This is a genomic window from Herbaspirillum sp. Her4 (assembly GCF_057961335.1).
On the sequence record NZ_CM176330.1, the window covers coordinates 3,822,955 to 3,835,840 of the forward strand.

The 12,886-nt window shown below is 61.9% G+C and carries 10 protein-coding genes; 7 read left to right on the plus strand and 3 right to left on the minus strand.

What is annotated here, in order from left to right; translation table 11 throughout:
• The first annotated feature begins 31 nt into the window (after positions 1-31).
• A complete protein-coding gene (locus ACWFUC_RS17370) occupies positions 32-2,425 on the plus strand; it encodes a hypothetical protein (RefSeq protein WP_489622764.1) in 2,394 nt (797 codons plus the stop codon).
• A 22-nt stretch (positions 2,426-2,447) separates the two neighbouring features.
• Here ACWFUC_RS17370 and ACWFUC_RS17375 read toward each other — a convergent pair whose 3' ends face one another.
• From ACWFUC_RS17375 to ACWFUC_RS17385, 3 genes are all read right to left on the minus strand, one after another.
• Positions 2,448-4,052 carry a methyl-accepting chemotaxis protein gene (locus ACWFUC_RS17375; RefSeq protein ID WP_489625554.1) on the minus strand — a complete coding sequence of 535 codons (1,605 nt, stop codon included), beginning with the start codon at positions 4,050-4,052 and terminating at the stop codon, positions 2,448-2,450.
• 329 nt (positions 4,053-4,381) lie between these two features.
• On the minus strand, positions 4,382-5,116 hold the full coding sequence (locus ACWFUC_RS17380; RefSeq protein WP_489637222.1) for a response regulator transcription factor: 735 nt from the start codon (positions 5,114-5,116) through the stop codon (positions 4,382-4,384).
• Between the two features lie 318 nt (positions 5,117-5,434).
• Entirely contained in the window at positions 5,435-5,650 is a 216-nt protein-coding gene (locus ACWFUC_RS17385) for a hypothetical protein (RefSeq protein ID WP_489622766.1), read from the minus strand.
• A 196-nt stretch (positions 5,651-5,846) separates the two neighbouring features.
• Here ACWFUC_RS17385 and ACWFUC_RS17390 point away from each other — a divergent pair, with 196 nt between their 5' ends.
• The 6 genes from ACWFUC_RS17390 (at position 5,847) to ACWFUC_RS17415 (ending at position 12,821) form a co-directional block, all read left to right on the plus strand.
• A complete protein-coding gene (locus tag ACWFUC_RS17390) occupies positions 5,847-6,737 on the plus strand; it encodes a SphA family protein (RefSeq protein ID WP_489625555.1) in 891 nt (296 codons plus the stop codon).
• Between the two features lie 101 nt (positions 6,738-6,838).
• On the plus strand, positions 6,839-8,245 hold the full coding sequence (gene iaaH, locus ACWFUC_RS17395; RefSeq protein ID WP_489622767.1) for an indoleacetamide hydrolase: 1,407 nt from the start codon (positions 6,839-6,841) through the stop codon (positions 8,243-8,245).
• A gap of 68 nt (positions 8,246-8,313) precedes the next feature.
• Positions 8,314-9,501: a substrate-binding domain-containing protein gene (locus tag ACWFUC_RS17400; RefSeq protein WP_489637223.1), complete on the plus strand. Its 1,188-nt coding sequence runs from the start codon at positions 8,314-8,316 to the stop codon at positions 9,499-9,501.
• Between the two features lie 5 nt (positions 9,502-9,506).
• Positions 9,507-10,373 (plus strand): branched-chain amino acid ABC transporter permease, encoded by an 867-nt coding sequence (locus ACWFUC_RS17405; protein ID WP_489622769.1) that lies wholly within the window; start codon positions 9,507-9,509, stop codon positions 10,371-10,373.
• Positions 10,374-10,422: 49 nt separating this feature from the next.
• On the plus strand, positions 10,423-12,123 hold the full coding sequence (locus tag ACWFUC_RS17410) for a branched-chain amino acid ABC transporter ATP-binding protein/permease (protein WP_489637224.1): 1,701 nt from the start codon (positions 10,423-10,425) through the stop codon (positions 12,121-12,123).
• Positions 12,120-12,821: an ABC transporter ATP-binding protein gene (locus ACWFUC_RS17415; RefSeq protein WP_204725570.1), complete on the plus strand. Its 702-nt coding sequence runs from the start codon at positions 12,120-12,122 to the stop codon at positions 12,819-12,821. The genes ACWFUC_RS17410 and ACWFUC_RS17415 overlap by 4 nt, the downstream gene beginning before the upstream one ends.
• Positions 12,822-12,886 lie beyond the last annotated feature (65 nt).

The window sequence follows — 12,886 nt, forward strand, 5'->3', positions numbered from 1 at the left end:
TGCGTCCCATCGCAAGTCTTTTACACGTCCCATGAAAACCGCTTCCACTTCTTTCCACCTACCTGCGGTCTCTGAATTACCGCTACCGCCGCCGCTGGCACGTGCGCTTGCGCCGGCCGACGGCGGCGCTCAACCACAGCTAGCGGCCGCCGACCAAGAGGAACGTGGTCATTCACAACGCATCATGTCCGACCGGCGCGCAGCTGCGGCCTTGCTGGCGCAGGTGCGCAGGACTGCTTCGGCACCGTTGCCACAAGGGTGCGTGGCACCACCCTCCGAGGAGATCGCCGACAGCGAGCTTGACCATATCAGCCTCATCGACAGCCAGGCACCGCGTGCCGACAGCGCTCCGAGGGTGTCCCCGGAGCTGCTGCAGCTTGCGCGGCGCGGTGAGCTGCTGCTGGAGTATCAACATGCCATCGATCGCCAGCTGGACCTGGACCATGCGGTGGCAGCGATCAAACTGCGGCGAGCCGCCGAAATTTATTTCCCCAAGAGCAATCTTGCTAAATTCCTGCCACGCCTGCCAAAGTCCAGCGAGGAGCGCCAGACGCTACAGCGCCTGTATCAGCAGCCGATTGACGATCTGCTCACAGAACTCCGGCACCATCCGGAGAACTATTCCCGTACGCTGCTCACCGACGTGGCCACCGCGCACATGATGGAGGCGCTCAATATCGACGTCGCCAGATATCTGCGCGGCATCAGCATTGCCGGACGTTATGAGGGCCTGCACAGCGTTGCCGGGCGTGTGGTCAGTACAGCCGCCGCACTGATCAGCCTGGGTGTATCGGAGTTGCCCGGGAGTGGTGCAGCGCTCAAGGTCCTGGCGGAGGTATTCAAGATACTCGCGCATGAACTCCCGCCCAACCTGATCAATCCGTTCGTCACGGGGCGGTTGCGCACGTTCACCGATATCAAGGAGTCGTTCAAGCGTGCCGGCGGACAGCCGGTGGTCAGGCCGGAGATCGACAAGAGCTCGGACATGGGCCAGATCCTGCACAGGGCCGCGGCCCGTCGCCAGGCGCTGGAACAGGCGATCACGCAGTTCGAGCGAGTGGTCGATGGAGACGATCATTCCGCAGCATTGGCCGGCCTGGTCTCTGCCTTCAGGGACTTGCACGAGCTGATCGACCGTAGCTACCGGCGGCGCATCGGTCTCAATCGCACCCAGACCTACAGCAAGGCCTGGGGCATGGCCGTCAACGGCATCGGCGTGAGCGGGGCAGTGATCACGGCGACCGTGCCCGTGGCCGGCCAGATTGCCGGTCCGGCCATCCTTGGCGCGACCATTCCCTTGCAATGGGCGGCCGGCTATCTGGATGAGCGGCGTAACCGGCACCGTTATAATCTGCGCGCCAATGTGAAATGGGGCGATTTCCTGCTGCCGCAGGCGGCAAAGCGCCACTTCTCGGAACTCACTGCAGCGGACGTCAATGAAGCCGCTTTGCGCCAATCCTTCATCACCCAACCGGAGATACGCGTGGCGGCGATCAGGGAGGTGTATGAAGACGCGTTCGCCACGCTGATCAAGGAACAATTGGAGCTTGAACGCCAGATTGCCGCAGGCGGCAGCCGCCAACGACCGCTGGCGGTGCTGCAGCGACGCAGCGCCGAGCTGGCTGGGGAAATCGCCATCGCCACCCGTGAGATCGACGACTTTGAATCGTTCGACATGGAACACTGGCGCCAGCTCCCGGCAGACGGCCTGATCGGTCGCTGTCTGGACGATCTGTCTTACCTTGAAAAGTGCAATCGCCGCGCACGCCTGCGCAAACCGGGCGAGTCAGCCCAGATCATCCAGCGGTATGTACAGGCTTTCCAAGGGGGAATCTCGACCGGTACGAGCCTGCCGATCCTCGATACCCTCACCAACATCGACAGTCTGCAGGTCGCGGGCGATAGCCAACAACTGCAACCTGCCCCGATGGCCGGGGCGGCCACCGCGGGTGTCACCGGCGGTGCCGTCTTTACGGCTGCGACCGGCGAGGTACGGGTGACCAAAGCCGACAACAAACGCATCCTCTCCGGGCCGCCGCCCTCGGCCCTCGACAACCCGCCCCAGGACGATCCCCGCTGGTCTCTTCAGACGTCCACGCGCAGCGTGGACCTGCGCGGCACCCAGGCTTACCGACGCTTTACCTATACCCGTCGGGACGAACTAAGGCTTCTGGGGCGCGCCATAGGACATGGCCTCACCAGCGGACCGGTCGGTTTGTACAACATGGCGCGGGCGCGCGGGTGGCCGCAAGCCGAGGTGGCGCAGTCGCGTCACATGCTGCGCCGCGCACTGGACGCACTGGCAAGGGCGGGCTTGGCAAGGCTGCCGTCGCCGGGCGTACGCGCCGACACGATCTCGGCGATGGGGGACGAACTGTACGACTATCCCTCCATTCGTTCATTGCTTGAGCGACCGCAGACCTGACAGTCCAGCCGCGTCTGAACGCTCAATACTGCAGTGCCAGTGAGGGCTTGACCGGGCGGCCGGACGCATCCTCCAGTACAGGGGTCTCGCTACTGCCCTCGAGCTTGAAGATGCTGATGAGGCCCGTCAAACTACGCGTCTCATCCTTCATGGCGGCCGCTGCTGCCATGGCTTGTTCCACCAAGGCGGCATTCTTTTGCGTGACGTCGTCGATCAGGTTGATGGCGTCACTGACTTCGGCGATCCCGCTTGCCTGATCCTGACCGGAGGAACTGATATCGCCAATGATGGCGGCGACGCTTTCCACGCTCACCACGATGCCGTGGATGGTCTTGCCGGCTTCCTGTACCAGCGCGGTGCCTGCATTGACCTTGAGTACCGAATCGGTAATCAATTCCTTGATTTCCCTGGCCGCGGCCGCCGAACGCTGGGCCAGACTGCGCACTTCCGTGGCCACCACGGCAAAGCCGCGTCCCTGTTCACCGGCACGTGCGGCCTCTACTGCAGCATTGAGTGCGAGGATATTGGTCTGGAAGGCGATGCCATCGATGACGCCGATGATACTGGAGATCTTCTGGGACGAAGCATTGATGGTCTCCATGGTCCGTATCATTCGCGCTACCGCCTCACCACCAGCCGAGGCCGCACTGGAAGCAATGGCCGTGGTCTGGTCGGCACGTCGGGCGTGTTCCGCGTTACGTTTGACGGTGGTGGCGATCTGTTCCATGGCGGCCGCGGTTTCTTCCACCGAAGAGGCCTGCTGCTCGGTCCGTATCGAAAGATCCTGGTTGCCGGTGGCGATTTCGGCCGAGGCGATGGCAATCCCGTGGATACTGATACGCAGCTTGCTGATGAGTTCGCGTAGATTGAGCGTCATCGAATGCAGCGATTGCATCAACTGGCCGACCTCGTCCCGTGGGTCCACTTGAAGGTTGGCCGTCAGATCGCCCCGGGCGACCCGGTCCGCGACCCGGACCGCCTCGGTCAGCGGGCCGATGATGGAACGCGCCAGCAGATGCACCACGATGGCCGCCAGCAGGATGGCCAGGCCCTCCAGAATCAAGAGCAGCCGACGACTCTGCTTTGCCGTGCGTTCAATCTCGATATTGATGCTGTCGATCTGCTGGCGCTGGACGTTGAGAAAGGCTTGCATGAGCTGCTGGAAGTCTTTGGCCACCGGAACGTATTCATTTTCCAGTGTCTTGAGCGCCTGCTCGGCCTGGCCGCCAGCCTTCAGCTGATTGACCCGATCCCGCGCCGCCAGATAACGCTTGCGCTGGACGCCGATCTTCTCAAACAGGGCGCGTTCTTCATCGGTGTCGAGCAGGCTGCCGATATGTTCTTGCAAATCCCCTGATTTCTTGGGCCCTTCGGTAGCAAGAAAAGCCGTCAGTGAGTTGTCGCTGCTTTTGGCGATGGCAGTAGTGCGCATGATCCCGGATTCGATGGCCCGATACCAGTCGCTGCTGAGCCGCTCTTTCATCAGGGGTTTCTTCATCATGGCCGAGGAGGCGTCGCTCAATGTCTGTAGATTCCATAACGCGACGCCAGTGGTCATGCAAGACAACACCAGAACCAGCCCAAGGCCCAAGCCAAGCCGCTTGGCTATCTTCAGATGTGTGAACATCACTGCTCCTTTTAAGAGAACGTCGCGCTGTATCAAAAAGTAGAGTATCGCTAATGGTAACAGTGTATTGAGCAATGAGACACTAAAAAATTAATTCATGGCACGCAGTGCTGCTACATGGCGCGACTGCGCCCGCCAAGCATGGACGTCGGCGTTACGCTCCAAAGCAAAGAGGACAATGAGATCGAGCTGAAAATGGGCAGGGTAATGCAGCCCGATGGCGAGTGACGAAGGGGCGCAGGGGGGGCCTGCAAAGCGGGGGGGCGGCGGAATGCTGATACGGCTCCGCGTGAGGCCGACTGCACTGAAGCCAGCGCGTCAGGTTCCCGTCAGCTTGTCTGGCGTTCTTCGATCAGACACTTGACCAGTTGCGTCCGGTTGCTGACGTTGAGCTTCTTGAAGATCTTGGAGATATGGGTGCGTACAGTCGAGAATTCGATGTGCAATTCACGCGCAATCGCCTTGTCGGAAAGCCCTCTGCAGATGTAGCGGGCCAGATCGCGTTCGCGCTCTGACAGTCGGGATACGACGGCGAGGTCGACTTCACCGGCCGCCGAGACTGTCGGGCGCGGCTTGGTCCGCTGCAAGGCGTGGGTGAACGATGGTTGGATCAGCGCCAGCAACTGCAGCGCCGCCGGACTGAAGTTTTCTTTCCGTGCGCCGCGCCAGATGCGGATGTCGCCGATATTGCGGGTGCCATCATAGGCAAACATGTTGATGCCGAAGCACAAGCCGTCGCGCGCCAGGAAGTCGTTAAAGAATTCGGTGCGCTGCAGATGCTCCATCGGCATCACCTGTGTGACCAGGGTCGGTACGCTTAGGCGCTGAAGCTGATGGGTGATGGGATCGCGATACTGATAGTAGTGCTCGTAGTTGGCCAGATTGGCCGGATCCATATTGACCGATACCCGGTCATTGAAACACTGCCGGTCATCATCCCAGGTATAGGACGCGAAGTAATCCGCTTCCAGCAACCGGAGCAGCGGCAGGGAAAGGAATTCGCGAACTTCATGGTTGGAGTGGCAGCCATTGAGCCCCCACATGATGTGCTCAAGCAACTGCAATTTCTCGGCCGAAATGTACACGCGTCGTGCCCTCCTCAACACACATCTGTCGCCCCTTGCTCGTCACGGATCACGCACCAAAAAGCATCGTGCCCGCACCTGATCGCGCCGCCATGCACCTGTGGATGCCGCATTCGGATGCAGATGTCTTCGCCACAGGTGGCACGCAGGCAAGCGACCTGCCATCAAGCAAGATGCATTCCACATCCGCTTTGCCGCCGGTACGCTCTCACATCATCGATGAACAAGGGACTACTGGGTACGCAGTGACATGGAGTCAATCCTGTCGCCGCGCGGTCTCCATACTTTATAAATTATTTAAATCGTATTTATTGCTGGTTCCTTCGCCCGCCGTCTCGCGAGCCGGATTTGCAGCGCGTCCATGCTACCGAGTTTGCCGTCACGACGCAATGCCGCAGATGTTGCGCGCCGGCCGCAAGCACCGATCTCGCCTGCATTTCGGGCCGATGGCAGGGAGCAAGCGATGCGCGGCGGCACGATGGCGACATTTGCGCAGACGACCTTTTGGCTCATCACTGCATCCTCATTCTTGTGGATAGGCGCGCACGCTACGCTGACCTATTCTCCACTTCAGCCGATGAGCTGTTTCTCTGGGCGAGATGCCATCTCCGGGGGATGCGCTGCGACTGGCTCGCTTGTGCGGCGTGCGTGCGGGAAGCGTTGGCGGCAAGTTGCCACCAACCAATTGACAAAAAAGGGGAGTGACGTGATGCGCAAGATTCTGTTGAAAGGATTGTTCTGGTCGGGCATGGTGCTGGCGTCTCCAGCTGTGCTGGCCGTGGAAGGCGGCGGCGGCAATACACCCAATGGTGCAGACGGCTTCATGGCAGGCGCGCTGCCGCCGCCGGGCACCTACGGCCTGGCGTTTCTGAACCACTACAGTGGAGACCGCTTCAACGACGGTAATGGAAATTCCTCCGTGCCTGGGTTCAGCGTCAAGGCCAATGTGGCGGCCCTCAAGATCGTCCACATGACCAACACCAACGTCTATGGTGGCTTGCTGGGCTTCTACGGTGCGCTGCCGCTGGTAGACCAGACGGTCCAGGCCGCAGGTCGCACAGACAGTCGCACCGGGCTGGGCGATCTGGAGGTGGGTTCGCTGGTGGCGTGGCATCAGGGTGACTGGCACTGGTACGGCCTGATGGCGCTGGTCGCACCGACCGGCTTGTACAACAAGGACCGGCTGGCCAACATCGGTTCGAACTACACCACCATTCGGCCACAGTTTGGCTGGACCTACGCACCGGCCAACGGCATCGATATTTCCAGTCGCTTTACCTACAGCTTCAATACCCGCAACAACGCCACCAACTACAAATCCGGTCAGTACTTCGAGGCCGACTACAACTTCGGTTACGCCTTTACCTCCAGCTTCAAGGCAGGTTTGCAGGGCTATTACTTCCAGCAGATCACCAACGACGAACAGAACGGCGTGAAAGTGGGCAGCGACGGCAACAAGGGACGGGTGCTGGCAATCGGCCCCGGTCTGTTCTATCAGGCCAGTTTCGCTTCCTTCGAACTCAAGTACCTCACCGAGACCAGGGTGGAGAACCGGGTACAGGGCAAGAGCCTGTGGCTCAAGAGCGTATTCAAGTTCTGATTGGCGCGGCTGTGGCCCGCATCACCTTGAGACTGGGCGTGACGCTTGCGGGGACTGCCTGCCAGCGTGGCCAGTCACTTTACTAGTGAATGGATGAATTCATGGACCTGCTGGAACTGACCCTGATCGAAGTGCGAAAAGGACTTGCCGATCGCCGTTTCTCCTGTACGGAATATGTCGATGTACTCATCGCTGAGACCGAAGCGCAGGCACATCTGAATTGCTACCTGCACCGCGACCCCGCGTTGCTGCGAGCGCAGGCGCGAGCGGTCGATAATGGTGGTGGGCATGGTGCGCTGGCCGGCATCCCTGTGGCTATCAAGGACAATATCGACGTCGCTGGTATCGCCACCACGGGCGGCACAGCGTCGTTGCGACAGCACGTGGCGCAACATCATGCGCCGGTGGCAGCGCACCTGTTTGCTGCTGGTGCGTTGTATGCAGGCAAGGCCAACCTGCACGAACTGGCCTTCGGCATCACCAACAACAACGGCGTGTACGGGCCATGCCGCAATCCGTATGACCTCAATCTGATTGCCGGCGGCAGCAGTGGCGGCTCGGCCGCCCTGCTGGCGGCGCGACTGGCACCGGCCGCGGTGGGCACAGACACCGGCGGTTCGGTCCGTATCCCGGCGGCACTGTGTGGCGTGGTGGGTCTGCGACCGAGTTCGGGACGCTATTCGCAGCAGGGCATCGTGCCGATTTCACATACGCGCGACACCCCCGGTCCGATGGCGCGCAGCGTAGCCGATGTAGCCCTGCTGGACCAGATCATGACGGGTAGCCGCGAGCCGCAGCCTCTGAGCGCTATCTCGCCCCGGCAATTGCGGCTGGGTGTATTGCGCAACCCTTCCTGGGTCGGCCTGGAGCAACAGGTAGAAGCTGCCGCCGAGAGTGCGCTGGCGCGGTTGGCCAAGGCTGGCGTGGAGCTGATCGATGTCGAACTGCCGACGCTGCAGGCACTCAATGGTGCCGCCGGGTTCGCTATCGTGCTGTATGAGTTTCTGGTCGATCTTCCTGCTTATCTGCATGCCACGGATGCCAAGCAAGCCTTGCTGGACGTATTGAAGCAGGTGGGCAGCGCCGACGTGGCCGGCATCATTCAAGCCGCCATGGATCAGCCGGTCCCGGAACAGGCATATCGCCAAGCGCTCAAGGAGCGCGCGATGATCCAGGCACTTTATGACGACTGCTTGCGCAGCAAGCGCCTCGATGCCTTGATCTTTCCCACCACCGCGCTCACTGCCCGCCCCATCGGCGAGGACGCCAGCGTCGATCTCAACGGAGAACGCGTCCCGACCTTCGGTGCGTTCGCCCGCAATGTCGACGGTGCCAGTATTGCCGGGTTACCCGGCATCAGCATCCCGCTGGGCTTGTCGGACCGCGGTCTGCCGGTGGGTCTGGAACTGGATGGTCCGGCCGGTGGGGACCGCCGCCTGCTGGAGGTGGCCGCTTGCGTGGAGGCGATCCTCGGCACCATACCGCCCCCGCCGCGGCAGCCTGGCTAGGCCGGTGTCGCTTGCAGGTCTTGTTTCCATCGTTCGTCCATCCTTTCATTTTTCCGGAGAAACGCATCATGCAACGTCGTACTTTTCTCGGCCGCACTTTACTCGGCGTCACCGGCATGGCCAGCAGCAGCGTACTGGGTCTGGCTGGCGCGCTGACCGCCCGCAACGCCCACGCGGCCGACACACTCAAGGTCGGCGCCATGATTCCTGCAAGCGGTCCGGCCGGATTGTTCGGCCCATCCAGCAAGAATTGCTGCCTGCTCGCCCAGGATGACATCAACGCCCGTGGCGGCATTCTCGGACAAAAGATCGAGGTGCTCTTCGGCGACGCCGGTGCCGGGCCGGAAGCCGCCACGCAGACTGCCCTCAAATTATGGAAGGGTGCCGGCGTACGTGCATTCGTCGGCATGCACGACAGTGCCGTCCGTGGTGCACTGACCACCATGCTGCGGGGCCAGGTGCCGTATTTCTACACCGCTTCCTACGAAGGCGGGGAGTGCTCTCCCGGCGTCTACGTCACCGGCGAAACACCGGCCCAGCAGCTGGCACCGGTGATCCCCTGGCTCAGCGAGCAACGCAAACTCAAGCGCTGGTACCTGATCGGCAACGACTACAACTGGCCACGCGAGACCAATGCGATTGCGCGCACCCATATCGCCAGCAGCGGTGGCAGCGTGGTCGGTGAGGAATATGTACCGTTCTCGGTCGACAACTTCGATGCCAGCCTGGCCAAGATCCGGGCCAGTGGCGCCGACGCGGTACTCATCACCCTGGTGGGCGGGGCCTCGGTGAGTTTCAATCGCGCCTTCGCCGGCCTCGGTCTGGCCGCCGGCATCACCCGTCTGGGGACACTGATCGAAGAAAACACGCTGGCCGGTATCGGTGTGCAGAATGCCGAGAATCTGTATTCCTCCGCCGGTTACTTTGCCGCCCTGCAGACCGCACCGGCCAAGGCCTTCGCGGCGCGCTACCAGGCCCGATTCAAGGGTCCGGATGCGCAACTCAACAGCCTGGCCGAATCCTGCTACGAGGGATTCCTGATGTTCGAGGAGCTGGCCCGACGCGCGGGCAAGATTACGGTTCCTGCCTTCAATGTCGCAAGCGAAGGGGCCCATTACGACGGTCCGCGCGGTCGGGTGGAAATGCATCAGCGACATGTGGTGGAGGATATCCTCGTCGCGCGTGCCTCACCGAGCGGCTTTGAGATCGCCAAGACCTTCCCCGCCGTGGGTGCCGGCCAGAGCTGCAAAGTCTGAGCACCATGACTGCGATGCTTGCAAGCGCGCTGGCGACGATGGGGCTGGACCTGCTCTACGTGCTCTCCATCCTGGCGCTGACAGCCATCGGACTGGGTATCGTGTTCGGATTGCTGGGGGTGATGAACATGGCCCATGGCGAGTTCGTCATGCTGGGAGCCTACTGCGTGGTCTTCATACAGCAACGCGGACTGCCGACCCTGATGGCCTTGCCCTTGGCCATCGTGGTCTGCGCCACGGTCGGATGGGCGGTGGAACGCTACCTGATCCGCACGCTCTACAGCCGTCCCTTCGATACCTTGTTGGCGACCTGGGGACTGTCGATCGTGATGCGTGAGCTGATCAAGGCAGCCTTCGGTGCCGGATACCAGAACGTGACGCTGGCAGCCGCGCAGCCGCTGCAACTGGGGACGCTGGCCTATCCGCTCTATCGGCTCGAACTGATGGCGTGCGTGTTCCTGGGCTTGCTGGCGCTGGGAATCTGGTTTGGCCGCAGTCAGGTTGGTGCGCGTATCCGCGCCATGACCGGCAATCCGGTCCTGGCCAGGGCGGTCGGTGTCAATACCACGCGGCTGGCGAGCCTGAGCTTCGTGACGGGCGTGACGCTGGCCGGCCTGTGCGGCGTCATGCTGGCACCGCTGGTACGGGTCGAGCCCTACATGGGGCTGGACTATCTGCTCAACGCGTTCTTCGTGCTCATCGTCGGCGGTTTCGGCAGCGTGGCAGGCCTGCTGGCCGGTACCGGGATCATTGGTGCCACCCAGAGCCTCACGGCCAACCTGCTGGATCAGACGGCTGGCTATGCCGCGGTGCTGATCGTGTCGATACTCTTTCTCTGGATTCGTCCCAATGGTCTCATCGCGCGCCGCTAACCGCCTTGCCCTTGTCCTGATCAGCGCTGCGCTCTTGCTGGTGCCTGCCATGGTGGGGGATTTCGATGCCTATCAAATCGCGCTCTACCTGTTGCTGGGCATCGTCACGCAAGGCGTGGCGCTGTGCTGGGGCAATGTCGGTTTCCTGTGTCTGGGGCAGGCCGTGTTCTTCGGGCTGGGTGCCTACCTCTCAGGAACCCTGTTGCGGGCCGCCATGCAGCAGCCCGTGATGCTGGCGCTGCTGCCGCTGTGCCTGCTGTTGCCGGCGGCCATTGCCTATCTGCTGGCCCGTGCAGTCTTTGGGCGCAAGGTGGACAATGGCCCGTTCTTCTCGCTCATCACGCTGGCGCTGGCCATGCTGGCCAGCCTGCTGGCCAATCGTTTCAGCGGCCTGACGGGCGGCTTCAATGGCATGGTCGACATTCCCGATCTTCCCGGAACCGATCGATACGCCACGCTCTACTACGTCATCGCCGTGGTATCCATCGGCAGTACCTGGATTTTCTGCCGACTGCTGCGTTCACCGCTCGGCATCTTGTGGAGCGCCCTGGAGCAGAACGAGGAGCGTCTGCAACTCTTCGGTTTCGATACCGGCAGGCTCAAGGCGATTGCCTTTGCCATCGGCGCGGCGGCCTCCGGACTGGCCGGCCTGCTGTACGCTCCCCACCAGGGCATTGTGACACCCAGTGCCATTGGCATCGGCATGTCCACGCAATTCGTGATCTGGGCGGCCATCGGTGGTCGCCGCAGTCCGGTGGGGGCATTGGCGGCCACGGTGATCATCGGTCTGGTCTCGGCCAGCTTGCGGGATCGCTATCCCTTCTGGGAAGCGCTCATGGCGCTCATCTTCATCGCCGCGGTGCTGTGGTTTCCGCAGGGACTCTCAGGCGCGGTGGCGCCTTGGCTGCGCTGGCCGGCGCGCTGGGTGCGACCGTCCACCTCGCTCACGGAACAGCAAGCACCGGCGCTGTCGTCAGGTGCGCCCAGCGGCCGCGATGCCGTCCCTCATCTGCAACTGCAGGATGTGCACGTGCGTCGCGGGGCGGTACGCATTCTTGACGGGCTGACGCTGGAGAGCCGAACGCGCGGCATCTGTTGCGTGATCGGTCCCAACGGGGCAGGCAAGACCTCCATGTTCAACGCCATGAGCGGACGCCTGACGGCCGACCGGGGCGAAATCTGGTTCAACAGCCATTCGATCGCCCGCTCTCCCGCATGGCGAGTGGCGCAATTGCGCATCGGACGAAAGTTCCAGATTCCCTCGGTATTCCCTGGACTCTGCGTCAGACACAACCTGCTCATTGCACTCTGGGCCAATCGTTTGTCGCCACGCGATTATCTGCGCAGCGCACCACTGGGATGGCACTCGGCGTTCGGCAAGCGCTTGCTGTCAAGGCTGCCGTTGCTGCAGCAGCGGCCGGAGCTGGCAGCGGGCAGTCTATCGCAAGGAGCGCGCCAGATGCTCGAGTTCGCCATGGTGGCGCTCATGGAGCCGCGACTGATGCTGCTCGATGAACCCTGCGCCGGGCTCTCGCCGGCGGAAACCCAGCAACTCATGGAGGTCGTACGCTGGAGCGTCGACCATCTCGGTGCCAGCGCGCTGCTGATCGAGCACGACATGAGTGCGCTGGAGGCCATCGGCGGCCATGTCTTCGTGCTGCACCAAGGACAGTTGCTGGCACAGGGCGCACTGGCGCAGATCAAGGCATCACCCGAGGTACGCAAGGTCTATCTGGGAGGAAGAAAATGACGCTACCCGTCCCGCTGCTGACATTCGACAATCTGGTGGCCGGTTATGCGGACACGCCAGTTCTGCATCGCGTGAGCGCTACGGTGAGCGCCGGGCAGGCGGTGGGTGTGATCGGCCGCAATGGCGTCGGCAAGAGTACGCTCTTGCGCGCCCTAGCCGGAATCATCCGCCCCTTTTCCGGTAGCGTGGTCTGGTCCGGTCAGGTGCTGGAAGGGCAGGCTGCCTATGCCTATCGGGCACTGGGCATGAGCTATGCGCCGCAGGAACGGGTGGTCTTTGACGAGCTTTCGGTGGCTGATAATCTGACGCTGGGGCAGGCTGACCGCGACCTGGCGATTTTTGCCAACAGCTTTCTACTGTTTCCGCGGCTGCAGTCTCGGCTGCCACAGAAGGCTGGGGTGATGAGTGGAGGGGAAAAGAAACTCTTGTCCTTTGTCCGCATCATGAGTGAAGAGGGGGCCTTGAGCTTGCTGGATGAGCCCAGCGAAGGAGTGGCTCCTGAAAATATCGCGCTCATGGCACAGGTCATCCAACAGGCCAAGGCACGGGGTAAGGCCTTTCTGCTGGCAGAACAGAATATCGACTTCCTGCTGTCGGTTTGCGATCACCTGCTGATCATGGATCATGGGGAGTTCGTTGCCAGCGCTCCGCTGGCGCAATTTTCGCGCGAACGCATCGAGGCTTATCTGGCCGTGTGAGCCGCAATCCGGGGTGTGACCGAGGATCAGGACACTGCGTGAATTTGCTTCACGCAGTGTCGAAC